The organism is Clostridioides sp. GD02367, assembly GCF_045900275.1.
Classification (GTDB): Bacteria; Bacillota; Clostridia; order Peptostreptococcales; family Peptostreptococcaceae; genus Clostridioides; species Clostridioides difficile_A.
In genome coordinates, this window is record NZ_JBJODK010000004.1 from 267833 (window position 1) to 293476 (window position 25644).

General features: G+C 28.6%; 19 protein-coding genes. All 19 read left to right on the plus strand.

Annotated elements, in window-relative coordinates; genetic code table 11:
- Positions 1–19: 19 nt before the first annotated feature.
- Positions 20–949: a bifunctional riboflavin kinase/FAD synthetase gene (locus tag Q3223_RS07585; RefSeq protein WP_054269801.1), complete on the plus strand. Its 930-nt coding sequence runs from the start codon at positions 20–22 to the stop codon at positions 947–949.
- A 103-nt stretch (positions 950–1052) separates the two neighbouring features.
- On the plus strand, positions 1053–1310 hold the full coding sequence (gene rpsO / locus Q3223_RS07590) for a 30S ribosomal protein S15 (protein ID WP_021384061.1): 258 nt from the start codon (positions 1053–1055) through the stop codon (positions 1308–1310).
- A gap of 239 nt (positions 1311–1549) precedes the next feature.
- Complete coding sequence (locus Q3223_RS07595; protein WP_074178901.1) at positions 1550–2395, plus strand: DegV family protein; 846 nt, start codon at positions 1550–1552, stop codon at positions 2393–2395.
- A gap of 123 nt (positions 2396–2518) precedes the next feature.
- Positions 2519–4630: a polyribonucleotide nucleotidyltransferase gene (gene pnp / locus Q3223_RS07600; RefSeq protein ID WP_231300564.1), complete on the plus strand. Its 2112-nt coding sequence runs from the start codon at positions 2519–2521 to the stop codon at positions 4628–4630.
- Between the two features lie 187 nt (positions 4631–4817).
- Positions 4818–5561 carry a polysaccharide deacetylase family protein gene (locus Q3223_RS07605; RefSeq protein ID WP_284181788.1) on the plus strand — a complete coding sequence of 248 codons (744 nt, stop codon included), beginning with the start codon at positions 4818–4820 and terminating at the stop codon, positions 5559–5561.
- 156 nt (positions 5562–5717) lie between these two features.
- Positions 5718–6965, plus strand: a complete 1248-nt coding sequence (locus Q3223_RS07610; protein WP_074178903.1) for a pitrilysin family protein — start codon at positions 5718–5720, stop codon at positions 6963–6965.
- A 35-nt stretch (positions 6966–7000) separates the two neighbouring features.
- Complete coding sequence (locus Q3223_RS07615) at positions 7001–7246, plus strand: YlmC/YmxH family sporulation protein (protein ID WP_003419503.1); 246 nt, start codon at positions 7001–7003, stop codon at positions 7244–7246.
- 9 nt (positions 7247–7255) lie between these two features.
- Positions 7256–8479 (plus strand): aspartate kinase, encoded by a 1224-nt coding sequence (gene dapG, locus Q3223_RS07620; protein ID WP_054269806.1) that lies wholly within the window; start codon positions 7256–7258, stop codon positions 8477–8479.
- Between the two features lie 112 nt (positions 8480–8591).
- Positions 8592–9326, plus strand: coding sequence for a ClpP family protease (locus Q3223_RS07625; RefSeq protein ID WP_054269807.1), 735 nt, complete (start codon positions 8592–8594; stop codon positions 9324–9326).
- A gap of 122 nt (positions 9327–9448) precedes the next feature.
- A complete protein-coding gene (locus Q3223_RS07630; RefSeq protein ID WP_074178904.1) occupies positions 9449–11860 on the plus strand; it encodes a DNA translocase FtsK in 2412 nt (803 codons plus the stop codon).
- Positions 11861–11862: 2 nt separating this feature from the next.
- Positions 11863–12915, plus strand: a complete 1053-nt coding sequence (gene mnmH / locus Q3223_RS07635; RefSeq protein ID WP_054269809.1) for a tRNA 2-selenouridine(34) synthase MnmH — start codon at positions 11863–11865, stop codon at positions 12913–12915.
- Complete coding sequence (rimO, locus tag Q3223_RS07640) at positions 12909–14243, plus strand: 30S ribosomal protein S12 methylthiotransferase RimO (RefSeq protein ID WP_074178905.1); 1335 nt, start codon at positions 12909–12911, stop codon at positions 14241–14243. The genes mnmH and rimO overlap by 7 nt, the downstream gene beginning before the upstream one ends.
- A complete protein-coding gene (gene pgsA, locus Q3223_RS07645; RefSeq protein WP_054269811.1) occupies positions 14230–14772 on the plus strand; it encodes a CDP-diacylglycerol--glycerol-3-phosphate 3-phosphatidyltransferase in 543 nt (180 codons plus the stop codon). Before rimO ends, pgsA begins: the two co-directional genes overlap by 14 nt.
- Positions 14773–15055: 283 nt before the next feature.
- Positions 15056–16126, plus strand: coding sequence for a recombinase RecA (recA, locus tag Q3223_RS07650; RefSeq protein ID WP_054269812.1), 1071 nt, complete (start codon positions 15056–15058; stop codon positions 16124–16126).
- Between the two features lie 151 nt (positions 16127–16277).
- On the plus strand, positions 16278–17819 hold the full coding sequence (rny, locus tag Q3223_RS07655; protein ID WP_054269964.1) for a ribonuclease Y: 1542 nt from the start codon (positions 16278–16280) through the stop codon (positions 17817–17819).
- A 330-nt stretch (positions 17820–18149) separates the two neighbouring features.
- On the plus strand, positions 18150–19973 hold the full coding sequence (locus Q3223_RS07660) for a sensor histidine kinase (protein ID WP_407811804.1): 1824 nt from the start codon (positions 18150–18152) through the stop codon (positions 19971–19973).
- Positions 19951–20766, plus strand: coding sequence for a response regulator (locus Q3223_RS07665; protein WP_054269814.1), 816 nt, complete (start codon positions 19951–19953; stop codon positions 20764–20766). The genes Q3223_RS07660 and Q3223_RS07665 overlap by 23 nt, the downstream gene beginning before the upstream one ends.
- Before the next feature lie 313 nt (positions 20767–21079).
- The gene (locus Q3223_RS07670; RefSeq protein ID WP_054269815.1) at positions 21080–23419 is read left to right on the plus strand and encodes a diguanylate cyclase; all 2340 of its coding nucleotides are present in this window, start codon (positions 21080–21082) and stop codon (positions 23417–23419) included.
- Between the two features lie 374 nt (positions 23420–23793).
- On the plus strand, positions 23794–25575 hold the full coding sequence (locus tag Q3223_RS07675) for a UvrD-helicase domain-containing protein (RefSeq protein WP_231300569.1): 1782 nt from the start codon (positions 23794–23796) through the stop codon (positions 25573–25575).
- Positions 25576–25644 lie beyond the last annotated feature (69 nt).

Below are 25644 nucleotides of genomic sequence, written 5' to 3' on the forward strand. Positions count from 1 at the left end.
TTAGCGGGGAACATTTATTATGGTGATTATAAAATCTATAGCAGAAATAGCAAACATAAAAGAAAGTGTCATTACCATAGGAAACTTTGATGGTGTGCACAAAGGACATCAAGTTCTTATAAAAAAAACAGTTGAATATGCAAAAAAAGAAAATATACAGAGTATTGTATTTACATTTGCAAATCATCCTGTAAATTACTTTAGACCAAACTCAACAAAAAATATCATAAGTAACAATGATAAGATAAAATTATTAGAAGACTTGGGAATAGATATAGTTGTAATCATACCATTTGATGAGTATATGACTAAAATACCTGCAAAGGATTTCGTAGATGAGATACTAGTAAAAAAATTAAAAGCCAAAAAAATAGTAATTGGACATGACTTTACGTTTGCAAGAGCAAAAGAAGGCAATGTGAATCTATTAAAAAGCTTAGAAGATGAATATGGTTTTGAGGTGGAAGTAATAAAGCCAATCAAAATAAATGATGTAAGAGTGAGTAGTACTTATATTAGAAGTTTAGTATCCCAAGGTGATATGACTAATGTCAAAGAGTATTTAGGTCGTAATTACGAGTTAGAAGGTTGTGTTATACATTCTAAACACCTTGGAAGAACTATGGGATTCCCAACAGCAAATATTGACCTTAAGAATAACATGCTCGTTCCTAAAAGAGGTATTTATGCTTCTATTGTACATATTGGAGATGAGACTTATTTTGGCGCTACAAATGTAGGTTATAATCCAACAGTCAATGGAAAATCTTTATCTATTGAAACCAATATTTTAGAGTTTGACAGAGATATTTATGGTAAAAATATAATTGTTGAATTTTTGGAAAGAATAAGGGATGAAAGAAAGTTTAATTCAATAGATGACTTAAAAAATCAATTGTTTAATGACACAAATTACGTATACGAAAACTATGTTTGCAAAAACAAGTAATGTATGATAAAATGATTAAGGAAAATAACCGTTACTCGGCATTTGAATACTCCAATCAATGCTTAGTAATAGGCGTTTCTAAAAAAATACGGAGGTAATCTAAATGATAAACAAATCAGAAATAATCAAAGAATTTGGAAGAGTTGAAGGAGATACTGGTTCTCCAGAAGTACAAATAGCTTTATTAACAGCTAGAATAAACGAGTTAAATGGACATTTAAAAACTCATAAAAAAGACCACCATTCAAGAAGAGGACTATTAAAAATGGTTGGTAGAAGAAGAAACTTATTAGCTTACTTAAAAGAAAAAGATCTTGAAGGATATAGAGCATTAATAGCTAAGTTAGGATTAAGAAAGTAATTTCATTCTTTATAAAAAAGCAGGTATAGTGTATACCTGCTTTTTTATAGTTAATTCATTATAAAGTAAAATAGTTAATAATAAAAGTAGTTTATATATTATAAAAAATTATAAAATGAATAATATTGGGTAAGAATATTAGAGAAGTATATAAATACATAATCAATTTAAGAGGAAAGACAAGATAAATATAGAAACTTTATAACAGTATAATTAGTTGGAATAAGGAGGATATTATTTTGAAAATAAAGTTAGTATGTGATAGTTTATGTGATATTCCAGATGAAATATCAGAAAAAGATTATATAGAAATAGTTCCACTTACAGTTATTTTTAATGATAGAGAATATATAGAAGGAGTAGATATAAATAAAGAAGAGTTTTATAAAAAGGTAAAAGAAATCAAGCAAATACCTAAAACATCGCAAGCTACATATATGGAATTTAAAGAAGTGTTTGATAAGTTTATAGAAGAGGGTTATCACATAATCTGTATGACAGGAGCATCAAATGCCTCAGGAACTTTTCAAAGTGCTATGATAGCTAAAAATGATGTAGCTGGAAATGAAAAAATACATATATTTGATACTCGAAACTTATCTCTTGGTAGTGGGCAATATATTATAAAAGCATGTGAACTTCTTGAAGAAGGATTAGCATTTGAGGAAATCATAGATGAGTTAGAAAATACTCGTAGTAGTGTGAGATTACTTTTTGCACCATATACACTTGATTTTTTAAAACAGAGTGGAAGAGTTCCAGTTGCAACTGCTTTGATAGGAAATATGTTAAATATAAAGCCTATATTTTTCTTTGATAATGGGGAAGCTAAGTTGGTAAATAAGGTTAGAGGAGTAAAGAATATAGCAAGCAAATTGGTTGATATAATTTTAGAAATGAATGAAGGTTCTTTAGAAGGAAAAATTGTTACAATCGGTTGTGGAGACAATCTACATGATTGTGAAATATTAAAAGAAGAAGTAAACAAAAGAATAAAAGCAAGAAGAGTATTATTTACTCGAGGAGGAGTTTCTATTTGCTCTCATACAGGACCAGATATATTAGCTATAAGTTGTTCTAATTAGCAGTAATATAAGCTTTTTGCATATATGTGCAAAGATAATTTTATATTGTTAATTTATAGTATTTTTGATAATATAGTAAATAGAGTGATATACGTGTTTTTAATAAGAGGAGGACAAGCATTAATGTTTGAACATAAAATATTTAAAATGGATTTTGCAGGAAGAGAACTTTCTGTAGAAATAGGAAAAATTTGCGAAATGACTAGTGGTAGTTGCATAGTTAGATACAGTGATAGTATGGTAATGGTAAATACAACTAAATCGGCTAAACCTAGAGACGGAATAGACTTTTTTCCTTTAAGTGTAGATTATGAAGAAAAATTATACTCTGTAGGTAAGATACCAGGAGGATTTTTAAAAAGAGAAGGTAAGCCTTCAGAAAAAGCGATACTTACATCAAGATTGATAGACAGACCAATAAGACCATTATTCCCAAAAGGATTTAGAAATGACGTTCAGGTAGTTGCAACTGTTTTATCAGTGGACCAAGATTGCACACCAGACATAGTAGCAATGATAGGTTCTTCTATAGCCCTTTCTATATCAGACATACCATTTAATGGACCAACTGGTTCAGTATGTATTGGTCTTGTAGATGGTGCCTTTGTTGTAAATCCAAATGCAGAACAAAGAGAAAAAAGTTCAATGCACTTAGTTGTTTCAGGTACAAAAGAAGCTATAATGATGGTTGAAGCTGGAGCAGATGAAGTTCCTGATGATGTGATGCTAGAAGCTATCTTATTTGCTCATCAAGAAATAAAAAAAGTGGTTGAGTTTATAGAAGGTATAGTTGCAGAAGTTGGGAAAGAAAAATTAGAAGTGGAATTGTACCATGCAGGGGAAGAAATAACTCAATTGGTTCGTGAATTTGCAACTGATAAAATGAAAGAAGCAGTTCAAACTTTTGAAAAATTAGAGAGAATGGAAAATATGGATAGAGTTAAGGGAGAAACTTTAGCTCATTTTGAAGAAACTCTTGAAGATTTTGAAGATTACATTGGAGATATAGAAGAAGTATTACAAGATATAATAAAAGAAGAAGTAAGAAAACTTATAGTACATGAAAATGTAAGACCAGATAATAGAAAACTAGAGGAAATAAGACCTATATGGTGTGAAACTGGTATGATACCTAGAGCTCATGGTTCAGCTATATTTACTAGAGGGCAAACTCAAGTACTTAATGTGGCTACTTTAGGTGCTTTAGGAGATGTTCAAAAGCTAGATGGATTAGATGAAGAAGAAAATAAGAGATATATGCATCATTATAATTTCCCTGCATATAGTGTTGGGGAAGCTAGACCATCAAGAGGACCAGGAAGAAGAGAAATAGGACATGGTGCTTTAGCAGAAAGAGCTTTATTACCAGTTATACCATCTCAAGAAGACTTCCCTTATGCTATTAGATTAGTTTCTGAGGTATTAAGTTCAAATGGTTCTACATCTCAAGCAAGTGTATGTGGTTCAACATTATCTTTACTTGATGCAGGTGTACCTATAAAAGATATGGTTGCAGGTATAGCTATGGGACTTATAAAACATGATGGTAAAGTTGCAGTACTTTCAGATATACAAGGTATGGAAGACCATTTAGGAGATATGGACTTTAAAGTGGCTGGTACAGAATATGGTATAACAGCAATACAAATGGACATAAAAATAGATGGTATAGATAAGGAAATTCTACAAAGAGCTTTAAAACAAGCTAAAGAAGGTAGAATCCATATATTAGGAGAAATGAGAAAAACTATATCTCAGCCAAAACCAGAACTTTCACCATATGCACCTAAGATTGTTAAGATGCAAATAAATCCTGATAAAATAAAGGATGTAATAGGACCTGGTGGAAAGATTATAACTAAGATAATAGATGAAACTGGAGTTAAAATAGATATCGAACAAACTGGAGAAGTATTTATATCAGGTATTGAGATTGATATGATTAAGAAAGCTCAAGAGCTTATAAATAACATAGTAATCGAACCAGAAGTAGGAAAGACTTATAAAGGTAAAGTAAGTAGAATAATGAACTTTGGAGCATTTATTGAAATACTTCCAGGAAAAGAAGGATTACTTCATATATCTCATATAGCTCATGAAAGAGTTGCTAAAGTTGAAGATGTGTTAAATATAGGAGATGAAGTTGAAGTTAAAGTTACAGAAATAGATGAAAAAGGAAGAGTTAATTTATCAAGAAAAGTTCTTTTACCAAAACCAGAACATAAAAATAAATAATATAATAAATAATTAAAGGCAAAATCTTATGATTTTGCTTTTTTTATTGTAAATATATATCTTCTTAAATGATACAAATTATATTGACATGTAAAAAAGTATTTACATTATATTTAGTGCATAAATAAAGCTTTCTTTTAATAGTATTAAATAAGAAACAATTTGTACATAATTAGGGGGAGTTTTAATGATAATGATGGTACTTAACAAGAGTAAACTCAAGAAAATAATAATACTGATTTTAGTTTTATTATTGGGGTTATCAGGAGGAGTAATGGTATTAAAAGTGTTCAATAATAAACCAGTATTCAACTTCTTTAATGGGGTAGACTTACCATATGAAAGAGGTACAAAAGATAAAAGTGGATATGTTGCATTAACTTGTAACATAGACCTTGGATGGGAAACAGAGTATGTAGAATCCATTTTAGAGACACTTAAAAAGGAAAATGTAAAAATTACTTTTAATGTGACTGGTAAGTGGGCAGAAAAGAATAAGGATGAATTATTGAAGATAAAAAAACAGGGACATGAAATAGGCAATCATGGATACAAACATTTAGACTATTCAACACTATCATACGAAGACAATTATGAACAAATAGAGACATCTAAAAAAATAATTGAAGAAATAATAAATGAAAAAACTAAATTTTTTCAAGCACCAGCAGGTTCTTTCGGTCCAGAGACAGTAAAAGCAGCTAAAGCATTAGGATATACATCAATAAAATGGGATGCTGACACTATAGACTGGAAATATAAAGACCAGCCAGAAGTAATAATTGATAGAATGAAGAAAAAAGATATTAAAGATAATAGTATAATATTAATGCACCCAACAGATGCAACAACAAAATGTATAGATGATATTATAGCAATTGTAAGGGAAAAAGGACTAAAACCAGGTAAACTCAGTGATGTGTTTAAGTAGACAAAGTATAAATATTTGATTAAGATTGTATAAGTTGTAGTTGAATTAATTAAAAGACTGACTTATAATGTAATACATATAAAAATAAATATAATTAAAACATAGTGTTTTCAATAATCCAATATAAAACAAAGAATAAATTTTTAGGAGAATGTAATGTATAAGACAAAAATACTGGAAAATGGGCTTACAATAATTGGTGAAGAAATACCATATCTAAAGTCAATAACATTAGGTATTTGGATAAATGCAGGTTCTAGAATAGAGGAAGAACAGGTGAGTGGAACTTCTCATTTTATAGAGCATATGATGTTTAAAGGAACCAAAAATAGAACATCAAAGGAGATTGCTAACTCAATAGACAATTTAGGTGGGCAAATAAATGCATTTACAAGTAAAGAATGTACATGTTATTATGTAAAATTAATAGATGAGCATATAGATACAGGAATCGATGTATTAAGTGATATGATACTAAACTCTAGATTTGATAAAAATGATATAGATAAGGAAAGACTTATAATATTGGAGGAACTTAAGATGTATGAAGATTCTCCAGATGACTTATCTTATGATTTGTTAGTAGAAAATATATATGCTAATGATGGTTTAGGAATGAATATAATTGGTACAAAAGATTCTCTATATAATATAACTAGGGAGTCTATGTTAGAATACCTAAACAAGTATTATATTCCAAATAATGCTGTTATTTCTATAGCTGGAAACTTTAATTTTGATGATATGGTAGAAAAAATCAAATCGAAATTTGGACACTGGGAAAAGAAAAGGTTGAATATAGAAATAAGTGAGGCTAAATTTAATCCTTGCTTTATATCAAAAAACAAAGATACTGAACAGGTAAACTTAGCTATGTGCCTAAAAGGTATTCCATTTGAAAATGATGATGAAGTGTATTCAATGGCAGTAGTGAATAATATTTTTGGTGGAAGTATAAGCTCAAGACTTTTTCAGAAAATAAGGGAGGAAAAAGGTTTAGTATATTCTATATACTCATCACAGACATTGTACAGAAAGTGTGGTGAATTAGGCATATTTGCAAGTATGAGTACAGAAAACTTGCCAGATGTTTATAATTTAATAAAGAAAGAAATTGAAAATATAAGGAAAAACTATCTTACAGAAAAAGAAATATTTGAAAGTAAGGAACAATTAAAAGGCAATTATATATTGGATTTAGAAAGTACTAGCAGTAGAATGATGTCTACTGGTAAATCTATGTTACTTAGCAAAAAAGTAAAAACTACAGATGAAATACTTGAATGTATAAATAATGTTGATATTAATTCAGTAAAAAAAGTTGTTGATAAGGTATTCAATATCGAAAATATTGGTACATGTATAGTTGGAAGAGATGTAGAAAAGATTCTACATCTGGATTAATATCTTAAAAAGTAAATCTCTGGAGGTATAAAAATATGAATTTATCTGAAATAGCAGGTAAGGAAATAGTTAACTTGGTCACAGGAGAAAGATTGGGGGTCATTGGAGAATGTGACCTTATATTAGATGAAACTACAGGCGGTATATTAGCGCTTTTAATTCCAAAAGAAAAAGGTTTTTTTGCCAGAAGAAAAGATAAGTCATTTTTAGAAGTACCATGGAGAAATGTGAAAAAAATAGGTAATGACATGATAATTATAGAATATGAGGGATATATTTAGGAGGAAAAAATGAGTATTTTAGTGCAAAAGTTTGGTGGGACATCAGTAGAATCATATGAAAAAATGAATGAAGTATGTAAGATAGTAAAAGCATACAAAGAGAATGATGAAGAATTACAATTAGTACTAGTAGTTTCAGCAATGGGTAGAAAAGGAGCTCCATATGCAACAGATACACTTATAAATTTGTGTAGTGCAGTAAATGACGAACCAAATAAGAGAGAACTTGATTTAATAATGTCTTGTGGTGAAATAATATCAGGAACAATTCTTGCTAACTTATTGAATGCACAAGGTATAGAATCTGTTTTCTTTACTGGTCAACAAGCAGGTATAATTACAAGTGATGAATATTCTAATGCAAAAATAAAGTATATAAATCCTAAAAAGGTAAAAAGAGCTTTAGACAATGGCAAAGTTGTAGTTATAGCTGGATTCCAAGGTGTAACAGATGATGGAGAAATAACTACCCTTGGAAGAGGAGGAAGTGATACATCAGCAGTTGCTATTGGGAAAGCTTTAGAATGTGAAACAGTTGAAATTTACACTGATGTAGATGGTATAATGACAGCAGACCCTAGAGTAGAACCAAATGCTAAAGTATTAAGTTTTATAGATTATGAAGAAGTATTCCAAATGGCTGATAAAGGTGCAAAGGTAATACACCCAAGAGCAGTACAATTAGCTAAAAGTGGCAATATAACTTTAGCTATAAAAAATACAATGAACCCAACTTTTGAAGGTACAAAAATAGGTTCTTTATGTAGACACTTAGAAGAAAATATAGAATATGAACAAGAAAAAGACTTTAATGTTGCTGTTGCAAACAAAGATAGTGTAGCCCAAGTTAAGATTAAATCAGCAGAAGAAGTGTTTACAGAAGTATTAAATGAGATAGAAGATAAACTTATAACTATAGATATGATAAACTTCTTTATATCAGAAAAAGCATTTGTTATTGAAGATGCTGATATAAAAGCTTTAAAGGAAATACTAGATAAATTTGAATTGGATTATGAAGTAAATAGAGATTGTGCCAAAGTAACATTGATATGTTCAAGAATTGCAGATGAAATGTCTGGTATCATGTCAAAGGTAGTTAGAGGATTATCAAAGGCAGGAGTATCTCTTTTACAAACATCAGACTCAAACATGACTATATCTTGTTTAGTTAGTGAAGAAGATATGCACACAGCAGTACATGCAATACACCAACAATTTTATGTAAAATAAACACTATAATACAACTATTTTTATTCAAATTTTAATAATTTTACGTATATCTTAATATATTTGATTTATTTGGTAAAACTAAGTTAAATATGATTTTGATAGGAGTTTTTTTATGAAAGATTATAGAGAAGACAATGAACCATTTGATAAAGATAGTTGTAGAAGAGAATCTAGTTGTGAAGAAAGAGAGTGTATAAAGCAATTTGGTACTAATGAAATGCCACCTCAGCCTCCTAAGGATACTCAGTGTCTGACAATAATTGGAGAAATTGAAGGTCATTTTATAGGAAATCCTCAAAAAAAAGCCACAAAATATGAACATATAATTCCAATGTTATATTCAATTGAGGAGAGTAATGAGGTTAAAGGTGTGTTAGTTGTTTTAAACACTGTTGGAGGAGATATTGAGGCAGGTCTAGCTATTGCAGAACTCTTAAACAGTACATCTAAGAAAGTGGTTACTCTTGTTTTAGGAGGAAGTCATAGTATAGGAGTTCCTCTTGCTACAGCAGGAGATTACTCATTTATAGCACCAACAGCAACTATGATTATACATCCTGTGAGAACTACTGGTCTTGTGATTGGTATAAATGAAACTTTTGAGTATTTTAAAAAGATGCAAGATAGAATAATTCAGTTTATAATAAGAACATCAAATATCAAAAAAGATGTACTTGAGAAACTTATGCATGAAAAAGATGAGCTTGTAAGTGATGTTGGTAGTGTATTGATAGGAAAAGAAGCTGTAGATTATGGGCTTATAGATGAAGTTGGAGGACTAAAGGAAGCTCTTAAAAAACTAAAAGAGCTTATAAAAGAATCTGATGAAGAAAAAAATAATGATTAAAATTTGTTTAAATAATAAAATTTATGATATAATGATGTAATAAAGTAGGAGTGTTAGTGTTAAGGCATTAGCACTTTTTGCTGTGAAGGGGTAAAACTTGCTAAAAATAAGGAGTGATATTAATGGCCACGAAAAAGAAGAAAAAAAAGAAGGTAAATACCTTAAGTTTTAACGCAGAATATCATAATTTAATAACGATATTTATAGGTGTATTTTTATTATATAGTTTAAATTCTAACTCTATGGGATGGGTACCTGTGTTAATGCAGAATCTTTTTAAAGGACTATTTGGGGGGCTTTCCATAGCAATACCATTTATAGTAATTATAACAGGACTTTTAGGATTTTTTGATGGAAATGAATATATATATAGGCTAAGAAAGACTAAATTATACTACATAATTATTTTATTTATCTTTGTATTTTATGGATTATTAAATGCAGGAACTCTTCCTGTAGATAGTCCACTAAAAGGTAACATGTTTGATGATGTTATGAAAATGGGTGTGAGTGGACAAGGTAGTGGTTTGATAGCAACTACTATTGCATATTATATGAGTAAAATATTTGGTATAGCAGGTGGATGGTTAATAAGTGTATTTGCTCTTATACTTTCTATCATGTTTATATTTAATATTTCTATAAAAGATTTGGTATCAAATGCAAAATCAAAATCTAAAGCATCAAAAGACAGTAATTTAACGTTTAAAGATAAAATTGCAAATATGAAGAAATCTGCAATAGATATGATGACTGATGAAGTAGATGAAACCACTATAAACAAGAAACCAGGTTTCTTTAAAGGGTTAATGTCAAAAGGTCGTAATGATGAGGATGAAGAAGAGGAATATTTTGAAGAAGAAAATGGTGATGGTGTAGATGATAAGACTATTAAAATAGTTGGATTTAATAAAGCAGAAGATGAGTATTTAGAAATATTAGAAGGAACTCAGAGTATGCCAGAGTTAGATGTTTTAAAGGAATTACAAAAAGCTACAAATGAAAATTCAGTTGTAGATATTAAACCAGAAAAAAAAGTTGATATAAACAAACCTAACTTAAATATAGAAAAAACTCAACCTATGAGTATCATAGCAGAATCAGTTAATGAAGATTATTCAAACTATAAGAAGCCTAGCATTGAACTCTTAAATAAAGTAAATAAGAAATCTGATGAAAATGGTAAAAAGAAAGTGTTAAAAAATGCTTCTCTTTTAGAAAAAACATTATCAGATTTTGGAGTAGAAGCGAAAATTAATCAAGTTACAGTTGGACCTACTATAACTAGATATGAGATACAGCCAAGTCCAGGAGTCAAAGTAAGTAAAATTGTAAATTTAACAGATGACATAGCTCTAAGCTTAGCAGCTAAAAGTATAAGAATTGAAGCACCAATTCCTGGGAAAAGTGCAATTGGAATAGAAGTTCCAAATGAAGAAGCTCAAATGGTTGGAGTAAGAGAAGTTCTAGAAAGCGAAGAATTTAATAATTTTAATTCTCCTCTTGCAATGGGGCTTGGAAAAGATGTTGCAGGTAAAATTATAATTGGAGATATAGGTAAGATGCCACACTTACTAATAGCTGGTTCTACAGGTTCAGGAAAGAGTGTATGTGTAAACACATTAATAAGTAGTATATTATATAAGGCAAATCCTGATGAAGTAAAGCTACTATTAATAGACCCAAAAGTAGTTGAGCTTGCAAATTATAATGGGATACCACATCTATTAATACCAGTAGTTACTGACCCTAAAAAAGCTGCTAATGCCTTGAACTGGGCAGTTACTGAGATGAATAGAAGATATAAACTCTTTGCAGATGCTCAAGTAAAAGACGTAACAAGTTATAATGAGAAATCTGAAGAAAAATTACCTAAAATAGTAATAATAATAGACGAGCTGGCAGACTTAATGATGGCAAGTGCAAATGATGTAGAGGACTATATTTGTAGACTAGCTCAAATGGCAAGAGCTGCTGGAATGCACTTGATTGTAGCAACTCAAAGACCTTCTGTTGATGTTATAACAGGGGTTATAAAAGCTAATATACCATCTAGAATAGCATTTGCAGTATCATCTCAAACTGATTCGAGAACAATACTTGATATGGGTGGTGCAGAAAAGCTTCTAGGTAAGGGAGATATGTTATTTTACCCACTTGGTGCAGCAAAGCCAGTTAGACTTCAAGGTGCATTCATATCAGAGAGCGAGTCAGAAAAAGTAATTGATTTTGTAAAGAGTCAGGTTAAAGATGGAATAAAATACGAAGAAGATATAATTGAAACTATATCTAAGGTTAATACTTCAAAGAGTAGTGATGAAGATGAATTCTTGAGTGAAGCAATAGAATTTGTAGTGGAGAGTGGTCAAGCATCTGCTTCTATGTTACAAAGAAGATTTAAAATAGGATTTAATAGAGCAGCTAGACTTATAGATTCTATGGAGGAAAGAGGCATAATTGGAGCTAGTGAAGGAAGTAAACCGAGAAAGGTATTAATAAGCAAACAAGATTTGCAGAATTTAGAAGGTGAATAGAATTGTCAGTTATAAAAATAGAAGAAGCACTTAAGCTAGAGAAAGTAATATTTGTAGATGTAAGAACAGAAGGTGAATATGAAGAAGACCATATATTAAATGCGATTAATATGCCTATTTTTAAAAATAATGAGCATAATGAAGTTGGAACAATCTACAAAATGCAAGGAAAACATGAAGCAATACAAAAGGGTTTTGACTATGTCTCGTATAAGTTAAAAGATATGTATCTACAAGCAGCAAATCTTGCAACAAATTATGATAATATTGTTATATATTGTGCAAGAGGTGGAATGAGAAGTGGAAGTATAGTAAATGTATTATCATCATTAGGTGTAAATGTATATCAACTTGAAGGTGGATATAAGTCATATAGAAACTTTGTTTTAGAATATTTAAGAAATGTAATGGATACAAAAAACTTCGTATCTGTTCATGGATTGACTGGAGTAGGAAAGACTGACTTATTACATCTATTAGTGGAAAAAGGAATAGATGTATTGGATTTGGAAGGTATAGCTAAAAATAGTGGTTCTACTTTTGGTTTTATAACATTTGATAAAAAACCACCATCTCAAAAGAATTTTGAAACTAAGTTATTTGAAAGTATATTTTTCTCAAAGGAGGACTATATATTTGTTGAAAGTGAAAGTAAACGAGTTGGAAGCGTTACAGTTCCAAATGAGATTTTTGATGCTATGATACGAGAAGGACATCATATACTATTAGAATGTAATATTGAAAATAGAGTTAATAGACTTTGTAGAGACTATATTTATGATAAAGATAATATAGATGTCTTAAAAGAATGTATAAATAAATTTAGAAAAAGATTGGGTAATAAAGTAGTAGATGGCTATATTGAGTTATTAGAATCAGGTAAATATAAAGAGCTTGTAGAAAGATATCTTTTAGAATACTACGACCCACTTTATATGCATTCAGTAGAGAAGTATAAGTACGATAAAGTTATAAACTTTAATGATACACAAAAAGCTTTAGAAGATGTTATGGACCTATATGAGAGCATATTGGAAGGAGAGAAGGAATGTTAAAAATAGCATTGGAATCATTAGGATGCTCAAAAAATTTAGTGGATGCGGAAATAATGATGGGAATTTTAAATAAAAAAGGCTATAAATTAATTGGAGATTTTGAAGAAGCTGATGTAATTATAGTAAACACATGTGGATTTATAGAATCGGCTAAACAAGAATCAATAGATACAATAATAGAATTTGCAGAATTAAAACAAACTGGCAACTTAAAGTTGTTGATAGTAACAGGGTGTTTGGCACAAAGATATTCTGAAGAATTAAAAGCTGAAATTCCAGAAATAGATGCTATAGTAGGTACAGGGAGCTATCAAAACATAGATGAGATACTTAAAGAATTAAGTGAAAAACATCAAATTGTAAGTCTTGATGATATAGAGTTTGTGTTTAATGAAGATTTACCAAGATACCTATCTACACCTAGTTATATGGCATATTTAAAAATCGGAGAAGGATGTTCTAATAATTGTACTTATTGTATAATACCAAAATTAAGAGGTAAATATAGAAGTAGAAAATTTGAAGATATAATTAAAGAAGCCAATAAACTAGCTGAATCTGGAGTAAAAGAACTTGTAGTTATAGCACAAGATACAACCAAATATGGTTTTGATTTGTATGGAAAAGAAAAATTGCCAGAACTTTTAGAAGAACTTGCAAAGATAGATGGATTTAAGTGGATAAGAGTTATGTATTCATATCCAGAATCTATAACAGAAGAATTGGTACAAGTTATAAAAAAACACGATAATATATGTAGTTACTTTGATATGCCAATTCAACATGCAAGTAATAATATTTTAAAATTAATGAATAGAAAAACTAGTAAAGAAGATATATTAAATAAAATAAATCTTATAAGAAGTAATATACCAGATGCAATACTTAGAACTACAATAATAGTAGGATTTCCTGGTGAAACAGAAGATGATTTTAAACAACTTGTGGATTTTGTAAAAGAAGTTAAGTTTGATAGACTTGGTGCATTTGCATATTCAAGAGAAGAAGATACACCAGCAGATAGATTACCTAATCATATAGATGAGGAAATAAAAATACAAAGAAGAGATACTTTAATGATGATTCAACAAAAAATATCTGAAGAACTTAATGATAAAAAAATAGGAAAGATATATGATGTTTTAATAGAAGAGCAGATAGAAGATAATGTATATACAGGAAGAACACAAGGTGATGCGGAAGAAATTGACAGTATAGTATATGTAAAAAGTGTGGACAATCTTGAAGTAGGAGAATTCGTAAGTGTTCAAATAAATGATGCAATGGAATACGATTTAATGGGAGATGTATTATATGAACTTGCCTAACAAATTAACTTTGTTTAGAATCTTTTTAATACCAGTATTTGTTTTAATTATGTTACTCAATGTACCAAATAAGTTTTTAATAGCTTGTATTATTTTTATAATAGCTTCAATTACTGACGCATTAGACGGAAAAATAGCTAGAAAATACAACTTGGTTACTGACTTTGGAAAGTTTATGGACCCATTAGCAGATAAGCTATTAGTAATTTCTGCACTTACATGTATGATAGAAGACCATCTTGTAAGTAGTTGGATGGTAATTATAATAGTAGCTAGAGAGCTTACAGTAAGTATATTAAGAGCTATAGCAGCTGCAGATGGTAAAGTAATAGCAGCTGGTAACAGTGGAAAACTTAAAACTATAACTCAGATGGTATCAATAGTATTTTTATTGATAGGAGCTCAGTTTGAGAGTGGATTAATCTTAAATGTGGGTGGAATTCTTATACTTATAGCGACATTACTTACTTTATATTCAGGGTGGGAATACCTATATAAAAATAAAGAGCTTTTTATGTCTTCTAAGTAAAAATGACTTATAAAGAAAAAATAATTGATTAATTAATAAAAAATAACAACTAAAAATTTTAAAAATGTAAAAAAGGGTATACTATTATAGTATACCTCTTTTCATTTTAAGAATATTTTCTTTTGTGTATATAATTATTAATAATGGTTTATAAATAAAAAGTAATGAATAAAAATATAATCATTAGTAGCGTTTTTAAATTGACTAGGTTTGATTTATGTTATATAATTAATATATAACAAGAGAACAAATGTTTGTAGATAAATGAAGGGATGGTATAGAGATGAGTGTAGATCAAGAAAAGTTAAAAGCGTTGAATGAAGCTTTAGGTAAAATTGAAAAAGATTTTGGTAAAGGTTCAGTAATGAAATTAGGAGAAGCAACGTCTATGTCTATAGATGTTATATCAACAGGAGCAATTGGTTTAGATATAGCAATTGGTATAGGAGGTCTACCTAGAGGGAGAATAGTTGAAGTATATGGACCAGAATCTTCTGGTAAAACTACTGTTGCGCTTAGTTGTGTAGCATCAGCTCAAAAAGAGGGAGGAATAGCTGCATTTATAGATGCAGAACATGCACTTGACCCAGTATATGCAAAAGCATTGGGCGTGGATGTTGATAACCTAATAATATCTCAACCAGATACAGGTGAACAAGCTTTAGAAATAGCAGAGGCATTAATAAGAAGTGGAGCGATAGATATAATAGTAATAGACTCAGTAGCGGCATTAGTTCCAAAAGCTGAAATAGATGGAGATATGGGTGATTCTCATGTAGGTTTACAAGCAAGACTTATGTCTCAAGCACTTAGAAAATTAACTGGTTCAATTAAAAAATCAAATTGTGTTGCTATATTTATAAACCAGTTAAGAGAGAAAGTAGGAATAATGTTTGGAAATCCAGAAACTACTACTGGAGGACGTGCACTAAAGTTTTATTCATCAGTTAGACTGGATGTTAGAAAAATAGATACAATAAAACAAGGTGATAAAGTCATAGGAAGTAGAACGAGAGTTAAAGTTGTTAAGAACAAAGTAGCACCACCATTTAAACAAGCTGAATTTGATATAATGTATGGAGAGGGTATTTCAAAAATTGGAGACCTTTTAGATATAGCTGCTGACGTAGATATAGTTAAAAAATCAGGTTCATGGTATAGTTACAATGATACTAAACTTGGACAAGGAAGAGAAAATGTTAAAAAATTCTTGGAAGATAATTTGGATTTAACTAATGAAATAGACGAGAAAGTTAGAGCATTTTACAACTTAACTGGAGAAAGTGAAGAATCAAGTAACCCAGTATCAAAAGAAATTGTAGAAGAAGAAGTAAAAATACAAAAAAATAACTAGTAATTAAAGACATGCCACGCTCCCTATTAGCTTGACACAATGTTGAAAAAATTATAAAATTAAGTGAGGATAAAATATCTAAATTTAATTTTAATTATTAGGAATATTTTTTAATCATAGTGATGACATTTTGGGATTATTAACGAAGGAGGTGGATGTCATAGATAGTGTAGTAATGATTGTAATAGGTGCAGCTGTTGGTATTATAGCTGGATATTTTGTTAGAAAAAATATATCTGAAGCAAAACTTGGACAAGCTGAAAACTTGGCCAAAGAAATAATAGATAAAGCACACCACGACTCAGAAACAGTACAAAAAGAAAAATTATTAGAAGCTAAAGAAGAGATCCATAAGTGGAGAACAGAAGCTGAAAGAGAAAACAGAGAAAGAAGAACAGAAGTACAAAAATATGAAAAAAGAGTAGTACAAAAAGAAGAAGTCTTAGATAGAAAATTACAAAATTTAGAATCTAAAGAATTAAATCTAAGCGAAAAACTAAAGGTAGTTGAAAAGAAAGAAGAAGAAGTTGAAGTAATTAAATCTCAGCAATTGGAAAAATTAGAAAGTATATCAGGAATTACTTCTGATAAAGCTAAAGAAATAATTTTAACAAATGCAGAGAGAGATGTAAGACGTGAAATGTCTATAATGATAAAAGAGATAGAAAGTCAAGCTAAAGAAGAAGCTGATAAGAAATCAAGAGAAATTATAGGATATGCAATTCAAAAATGTGCAGCAGATCACGTAGCAGAAACTACTGTAACAGTAGTAAACTTACCTAATGATGAAATGAAAGGTAGAATAATCGGTAGAGAAGGTAGAAATATAAGGACTTTAGAAACTTTAACAGGTATAGACCTTATAATAGATGACACTCCAGAAGCTGTAATTTTATCAGGATTTGATCCAATAAGAAGAGAAATTGCAAGAATTGCTCTAGAAAAACTAATAGCAGATGGAAGAATACATCCAGCTAGAATTGAAGAAATGGTTGAAAAGGCAAGAAAAGAAGTTGACAATATTATAAAAGAATATGGTGAACAAGCTGCATTTGAAACTAGTGTACATGGAATTCATCCAGAACTAATAAGATTATTAGGTAGACTTAACTATAGAACTAGTTATGGACAAAATGTCCTTAAACACTCTATAGAAGTTGCTCATATAGCTGGTATAATGGCTGCTGAAATAGGAGCAGATATTAGATTAGCAAAAAGAGCAGGTTTACTACATGATATAGGTAAGGCTGTAGACCATGAGATGGAAGGTACACATGTTGAAATAGGTATGGATTTACTTAGACGTTATAAAGAATCTAAAGAAGTTATACATGCAATGAGCACTCATCATGGAGATTACGAACCTCAAACTGTAGAAGCTGTATTAGTTACAGCAGCAGATGCAATATCAGCTGCTAGACCTGGTGCTAGAAGAGAAACTTTAGAAGCTTATATCAAGAGACTTGAAAAGCTAGAAGAAATAGCTAATTCATATGAAGGTGTAGAAAAATCATTTGCTATACAAGCTGGTAGAGAAATCAGAATAATGGTAAAACCAGAGGCTATAAATGATGAAGAGATACACTTATTAGCTAGAGATATGACTAAGAAAATAGAAGATGAACTTGAGTATCCTGGACAAATAAAAGTAAGTATAATAAGAGAAACAAGAGCTATAGAGTACGCCAAATAAAAGAAATAATATCTAAATAATAATAAAAAATATTTTTAGAATTTTAGATTTGCCACAAGATATAAATAATATATCTTGTGGCTTTTTAATTATAAAAAAATATATTTACCAGTATATGGAATTAATATAATAGATAAATATATTAATTATAAAGCATTGATAAAATAAATGTTTATATATGTATTGTTTATATAATTATTTAAATTTGTTTGATATAATAAAATGATAAAATAATATATTATGTTTAAATAAATGTTTTTAAGTCATATAATTTTCTTATATATTTAAATATATAAGAAAATTAGCATTTATTTTATGGAGGAAATTATTGTGGGAAAGAAAACATCTAGGTGGAATACATTTTATTTGCCAATAATACTAACTTTGTCGGTGATATTGCTACTTATTTGTGCTTCAAAAGCGGATTATCATCCAAATTTTAAAAATAATCTTATTACAGTTTCATTTATTGGAGAATATCAAGTACCTAAGTCTGGAAAATTCAAACCTTTTATGGATGTAGATTCACTTAAGAATATAAGAAAAGAAACTATTTATTTACGTGGTCATTTTAATAAAGATATTCCAGTAGGACAAACTCTTTTGCTACATATCAGTCATTTGAAGGTTAATATTAGAGTATCTAATAAGGAAGTGTTTTCTACTAATAGTATAAATGCAAATAATACACTGACTAAATCTACAGGACATATGTGGACAGGATTTAAATCAAGTGGCATATCAGCCAATGACTTAGTAGAAATAACCATACAACGAGTGTACTCTAGTGGTAGAGCGTTACAATTAGTATGTTTTTTTGATGAAATGCAGATTGGCTCTAAAGGCGATTTAATTGTTAGTGTGCTTCATGAAAATAAGATTGGTCTTATGTTCACAATGTTAACAATATCTTTTGGACTATTTGGTCTAATTGCAAGTATTATTTTATTTTGTTTGAAAAGTGAGCTAACACGTCAGATTTTTTTATTGTCATGGTTTGCTATAGCTGGAGGAATTTGGTGTCTAGCAGATTTTAATGTACTTACTTTTATAATTCAATCTCCAACTCTAGTTGGTATTTTAGAGTTACTTACACAATTTTTTCTTCCTACTTTTGGTACGCTCTATCTAGCTACTTATTTAACTGGGTGGAGGTCGAAAACTATAAACATAGGTGTGTACGTAATAATGACTAGTATATTACTTTGTGTTATTCTTCAAATATTGCGAATATATGATTTACATGAATTCCTTATAGTACAAAATATTATGTGTATCTTAATTGTACTACTTGGTATGGGATGTCTAGTTATAGAAATTATATTATATAGAGCAATTGATGCTAAAATAGCACTGTTTACATACTTGCCAGTAGTGATTGGCGGTATTCTGGAAATAGCAAATTACTATACTATATATATTAGAGAATTATCCTTTTTTTGTGTGGGTTTTTTAACTACTATTGTATTTCAAATTGGACATATTATGCTATCCATAAAAAGAAAAGAGAAGCTTCAAAAGAAATTGGAAAATGAATTGATGGAAAATCGAATTTCTATAATGCTTAGTCAAATACAACCCCATTTTTTGTATAATGCACTTAATACTATTCAGTATTTGTGTAAGCATGATTCTAATATGGCATGTGAAGCAGTAGAAAAATTTTCTTCTTATCTTCGTGGAAATATGGATTCTCTTACACAAAAAAAATTGATTCCTTTTAATAAAGAATTATCACATCTAAAAAATTATCTGTGTATAGAGTTATTGCGTTTTGGAGAACGTGTAAAAATTAAGTATGAACTTCTAACTACTGATTTTTATATTCCTGTTCTTACCATACAACCGATTGTTGAAAATGCAATACGGCATGGAATTACAAAGAAAAAAGAAGGAGGAACAATTGTAATATCAACTTCAAGAGATAAAGAAAATATTTATATTGTTATAAAAGATGATGGAGTAGGATTTAAAGAACTTGAAAAAATGAATGATGGAAAAAATCATGTTGGGATTAAAAATGTAAAAAGGCGATTAAAGACACAGTGTAAAGGAAGTTTAACCATAGAAAGTTTTATAGGAAAAGGGACAATAGTAACAATAATCATACCTATTAGAAAGGAGTCAAATTATGAATATAATTGTTGTAGATGATGAGCCAATTGCTCTTAAAAATATGAATGAAAAGTTATTATATATTTCTGAGATTGAAGAAATTACTCTTTTTGATGAACCTCAGTCTGCATTAAATTATTTAAAAGAACACTCTGTAGATATTGCATTTCTTGATATTGAGATGTATGATATGAGCGGATTAGAGTTTGCACTCTTAGCAAAAAATATTTTACCCAACATAAATATAATCTTTGTAACTGGTTACTCAGAATATGCAGTAGATGCTTTTTCGATACATGCTAGTGGTTATCTTCTTAAGCCTGTGACAGTAGAAAGAATAAAGAAAGAAATCGAAAATTTACGTATACCCATTACTTTGAAGCCGAAAAATCGTATCTTTATTCATACATTTGGTAATTTTGAAGTATTTGTAGATAAAAAACCATTAATCTTTTCTAGAGCAAAATCAAAAGAATTACTTGCTTATTTAGTGGATAGAAAAGGAACAAGTGTAACTATTGCTGAAATAGCAGCAGTACTTTGGGAAGATAGAGAATATAATCGTTCTTTACAAAATCAAACACAAACAGTAATATCGAATATGATGAAAACTATGAAAGATGCAAATATCGAACATATAATAGTTAAAAAATGGAATAGTATTGCAGTAGATATTACAAAATTTGATTGTGATTATTATAATATGCTTACATGGGATATGATGGCAGTGAATACATATTCTGGAGAATATATGACAAATTATAGTTGGGCAGAACTGACTACAGGAATGTTATATCAAAAAACTTTTAATCAATGTTATTGTGAAAAATAAATAATATATTCTAAAAAAATATAAATTTTTTTAGACTTTTAATTTTGATGATGTGCTTTAGATGTGCTTTGTCTATTATATTAATATATATTAATAATAAAACTAATATAATTCATTTATATTAGTAGAATGATTTTAGTATTTTAACAAATAATTTTGTATGATATATTTGTATATTTCTGTTGTTTTATAAAAAGTAATAGATTAATATAAAAAATTTAAAGTTTTAAAAAGTTTAATACTTGAAATAATTATATTTAAAGAAGGTGAAAATACAATGAAGCCAAAGTGAGGGTTAAAGAGGGGACAGATTATGAAAAAAAATACACTTTTACATACAAATATTGTTGTTTGTATTATTATTACTCTTGGTTTTGTAGCTACTTCTGTAATTGGATATCAATCTAATACTAATATTTTTAAAAATGATATTGAGCATGTATCTACATTAGCTGCTGAAGGTATTTATTATCAGATAGATAAAATCCTTTCAGAGCCTATAAATGTGTCTCTTACCATGGCAAATGATAGTTTATTAAAAAACTTTTTAAATGGAGAGAAAGAACATTTAAATGATGAAGAGTTTATTCATAAACTACAAGATTACTTGAATGCATACAGGAATAAGTACTCATATGATTCTGTTTTTCTAGTATCGACCAAAACGAATAATTATTATCATTTTAATGGTCTTGATAGAAATCTTAGTGATAAGAATTCTGAGAATCAATGGTATTATGATTTCCTAAAGAATAATGAGGAATATTCATTAAATGTTGATAATGATGAAGCAAGTAATAATAGTATTACAGTGTTTGTAAACTGTAAGATAAAAGATAATGATGGTTCAACTATGGGAATTATAGGAGTTGGATTAAAGGTTAATTCATTACAAAAGTTGCTTAAAGAATATGATGATAAATTTGATGTCGTAGCACGTTTAATTGATGATAAAGGATTTGTACAATTAACATCAGATAAAACTGGTTATGAGCATATAAATTTTTTTGAAAATTCTAGTAGTGACTTATCTGATTCAAAAGAGTTAATATTAAATAATAAAAAAGAACAAAAAAGTTTTTGGAATTCATCTGAAAAATCGAAAAGTTATGTTGTATGTCAATATATATCTAGTTTAAAATGGCATCTTGTTTTAGAAAATGATTTGACTATAATGAGTAAGCAATTTCAAACACAATTTCTAAAAGGAATTGCAATTATAATTTTGATTATAATATTTGTACTTTTTACAATTACACGTGTGCTTAAGAAGTATAAGAACCAAATAATGAAGCTTAGTGTATCCCAGAAATTAGAATATCAAAAGTTGCTGAGTCAATCTACTGAAGAACTTTATGAAAATATTTTTGAGATTGATGTCACTAATAATAGAGCTGGTTGTGAAGATTTAAATAGATATTTTCATGATTTTGGGTTAGATATTAATACACCATATGATGAAGCACTACATACAATTGCTAAAGAACAAATAAAAGAAGAGTATGCACAGGGGTATTTAGATACATTCTTACCAGAAAATGTTCTTAAGTGTTATAATAGTGGAATTAATAATATTAGCTATGATTTTTTAATTAAAACAGACGAGGAAAATTATCACTGGATTAGAATTAATGCACGAATTTTCTTTTGGACATCAGATGAATCTGTTCGTATGATATCTTATCGTAAAAATATAGATGAAGAGAAAAATAGAGAATTGTTACTCCTTGAACGTTCTCAACGTGATTCTCTTACTGGTCTTTACAATAAGGGGGTAACAGAGGAATTTATTAGTTCATTTTTAGAAAATAAAAATAATCAAGATTCAGAACATGTTTTTCTAATATTTGATATTGATGATTTTAAAAATGTAAATGATAAGTATGGTCATGCATTTGGAGATTTTATTATAAGTGAGTTTGCATTGGAGTTGAAATCTCAATTTCGTGAGGATGATATTGTAGGGCGTATTGGTGGAGATGAGTTTGTGGTATTAATAAAAAACTTTAACACCAATAACTATGTACTTGTAGATAAATTAGAGCGTTTTTGTTCTAAAATTAACCAAAAAAGATTTGCTGGACATATGGAGTTTTCTATTACATGTAGTATTGGGGTAGCGATGTATCCTGAACATGGTTATGTATATTCTGAGTTATATGAAAAAGCAGACCAAGCACTTTATTATGCAAAAAGTCATGGAAAAAATTCTTATCATGTATTTTCAGATGATTCTGCTGATAGCATGTCATTTCACATAGACCCTAGAGATATAAAGGTATTATTAGAAATGGCTACTGATGGTGTTGTCAAATTTGCTTGCATGGAGAATTTGAAATTACTTTATTTTAATCAAAAAATGCTTGAATTCACTGGATATTCTGCACAATCTGTTTCATCTGAAGATTTTGATGTTCTTTCACCAGTATTACAAGATGACTTGCAAATAGTGACTGATACATTGGAAAAAGCAATTTCTAAAAGAGAAACTTTTGAAGTAGTTTTCCGCTTCTGCCATACAGATGGTCATGTTTTTCCTGTAAGAATGCAAGGTAAGTTTGTAAACGAATTATATCAAAATCGTTATCCTGTTTTTTATGCGATTTATACAGATATATCAAACCTTAATCTTATATCAGAAGATAAAAATTAAACATTATAGTAAAATAAAAAAATTAATATAATAGTATCAACATGTAAAGATTATAAATAAAACCTGCTAATAAAAATAGATAGTTTTTTGGCAGGTTTTTAAATTTTTTAATAATAAATTTTTATGTTTTTAGACGATAAAGTTTGGCATTTTAAAGACATTACTTATCATTTTAAAAATTAATTATGAAATTTATTATTTACATAAAACATTTTATAAGAATAAGTATCTATACTTATTGCAACTTTTCTTCAAAAGTTTTGTATTTATTTGTATTTATTTTGAATTTATTTACTAAATTTGCCTATAAAAAGTATATATAAAAATATAGTTCAAAATGGTATAATTAAGTATAACAGAAGGAGGTAATGTAAGTGAGCCAATACATAAATATAAACTCTCAGTTAGACGCCCTAAAATTGAAAGAATTCGAGAAATTATTTTACGGAGATATCAATGAGGACGTTAAAGTAGTGCCAAAAGTTACTCCTTTTAAAGGAATAAATACTGATTTGTTGTATGTTAAAGATGGAAAAATTTTATTTATAAAATTTATGGATACAACAGAAGATATATTTTTTATTTTGGAAGAAGAGTTACTTGAAGTTATGAATGAGGAATATGAGCTTTTGAAACTAAAAATGGGACAAAAGAATAGAAATATAAGCTATAATTACGTTTACATTATGCCATATGTTGAAGTAGAAGAAGCATATGAGTTTGGAGAATTTGTTAATAATAATATAATAGATAAAAATAAGCTTCAAGATATAATGAATAAAGGTTCACTAGATGAATTTCTTAGTGAAAAAAACGATGAAATAAATTTAAATTTATTTTTATTAGATATATGCTCAGAGTACTATATAATAAATGATAAACTTCATTTAAATGAAAAATTTAAAAAGATTTCTTTCTATAATGATGACTATAAGTATACAGCAACTATGATGGAAGAAGTTCAAATTAAAGATGCTGTTTCTATTAAATATGGAAATACACTTATTGAAGGTGGTTCTGGTATAGGAAAGACAGCAATTATGCTTTCAAGAGCTATAAAGCTAGCAAAAGTATATCCACATCATAAATTAATCATATTTACACATACAAAGCAATTATGCAATGAGCTTCGAGAGAGGATAGAGCTATTGTATAAAGATAATAATAATTTAGAAGTCCATACATTTAGTTCTTTTATATTTAAACTCGCTAAAAAATACAACTTAATTGTAGACTACAATATGTTAAAAAATGATTATGAAAAAACTTTTAATAATCTAGTAAAACAAGCACAGAACATTATAAAAAATAAAAATATGTTTAAAGCTATTTTCGTAGATGAAGCAGAAAGTTTTTTAGATTATGAGATAGATTTTATAAGAGAGTTTTTATATAAAACCAAATTTATATTTAATGTGTGTTCTTGTAATTCTTTGAATATCTCTAATAGATTAAATATATTTAAAACGTTATATAGCAATATAGAGTTTGATGATAAGCTTATCTTAAGCAGAAATTATAGACAAGCTAAAGAAATTGTAGATTTTTCAAATAAATTTTCAAATAATTCTAACTCATATATTAATGAATTAAGACCAAATACAAAGTTTAATACTTTTTTTAATACTGAAGCACTTAGAAGTGGTAATAAATCTGTTGATATAATAAAGGTAAGTGACCTTGATGACCAGATAAGTTCTGTAATATGGGAAATTGAGTACCTGATAGGTAAAAAGGGGCTTGATTATTCTGAAGTTGCTATTGTATATCCTTACAATAAGAAAAAGTTAAAAAGTGGAAAAACTATTTATTTTCAATACATGCTAAAAAAAGCTTTAGAAGAAGCAAAAATTCCTTATATATGTGCAGAAGACAATCTGACAAATATAAGTAAGAAGGTAGGAACTACAATAGCAAATATATATTCTATAAAGAACTTGGAATACAAAGCAGTGATAATATGTGAGCTAGAAATGTTATACAATCAAACTATAAATGATACAGAGCAAGATTACCAAGTAAATGACTTTGTGGGAGATTTAAATAAGGTTTATTTGGCTATGAGTAGAGCAACTGATTATTTAAGTATAGTAACAACTTTTAATGAAGATGCAAGTGATATAATAAGAATTATCACAGAATCAAAAGAGAACTAGAAAAAACTTCTATAAGTAAATTAAAAGAGACTGAGATGTGTAAAATAAATTTTACCAATTCAGTCTCTT

What these genes read in the sequence shown, in the direction of transcription:
- pnp (WP_231300564.1), top strand. Translation starts at nt 2,519, where the DNA reads ATGTTTGAACATAAAATATTTAAAATGGATTTTGCAGGAAGAGAACTT.
- Q3223_RS07670 (WP_054269815.1), top strand. Translation starts at nt 21,080, where the DNA reads ATGAAAAAAAATACACTTTTACATACAAATATTGTTGTTTGTATTATT.
- Q3223_RS07615 (WP_003419503.1), top strand. Translation starts at nt 7,001, where the DNA reads ATGAATTTATCTGAAATAGCAGGTAAGGAAATAGTTAACTTGGTCACA.
- Q3223_RS07610 (WP_074178903.1), top strand. Translation starts at nt 5,718, where the DNA reads ATGTATAAGACAAAAATACTGGAAAATGGGCTTACAATAATTGGTGAA.
- recA (WP_054269812.1), top strand. Translation starts at nt 15,056, where the DNA reads ATGAGTGTAGATCAAGAAAAGTTAAAAGCGTTGAATGAAGCTTTAGGT.
- Q3223_RS07630 (WP_074178904.1), top strand. Translation starts at nt 9,449, where the DNA reads ATGGCCACGAAAAAGAAGAAAAAAAAGAAGGTAAATACCTTAAGTTTT.
- Q3223_RS07625 (WP_054269807.1), top strand. Translation starts at nt 8,592, where the DNA reads ATGAAAGATTATAGAGAAGACAATGAACCATTTGATAAAGATAGTTGT.
- pgsA (WP_054269811.1), top strand. Translation starts at nt 14,230, where the DNA reads ATGAACTTGCCTAACAAATTAACTTTGTTTAGAATCTTTTTAATACCA.
- dapG (WP_054269806.1), top strand. Translation starts at nt 7,256, where the DNA reads ATGAGTATTTTAGTGCAAAAGTTTGGTGGGACATCAGTAGAATCATAT.
- Q3223_RS07665 (WP_054269814.1), top strand. Translation starts at nt 19,951, where the DNA reads ATGAATATAATTGTTGTAGATGATGAGCCAATTGCTCTTAAAAATATG.
- rimO (WP_074178905.1), top strand. Translation starts at nt 12,909, where the DNA reads ATGTTAAAAATAGCATTGGAATCATTAGGATGCTCAAAAAATTTAGTG.
- rpsO (WP_021384061.1), top strand. Translation starts at nt 1,053, where the DNA reads ATGATAAACAAATCAGAAATAATCAAAGAATTTGGAAGAGTTGAAGGA.
- Q3223_RS07605 (WP_284181788.1), top strand. Translation starts at nt 4,818, where the DNA reads ATGATAATGATGGTACTTAACAAGAGTAAACTCAAGAAAATAATAATA.
- Q3223_RS07585 (WP_054269801.1), top strand. Translation starts at nt 20, where the DNA reads ATGGTGATTATAAAATCTATAGCAGAAATAGCAAACATAAAAGAAAGT.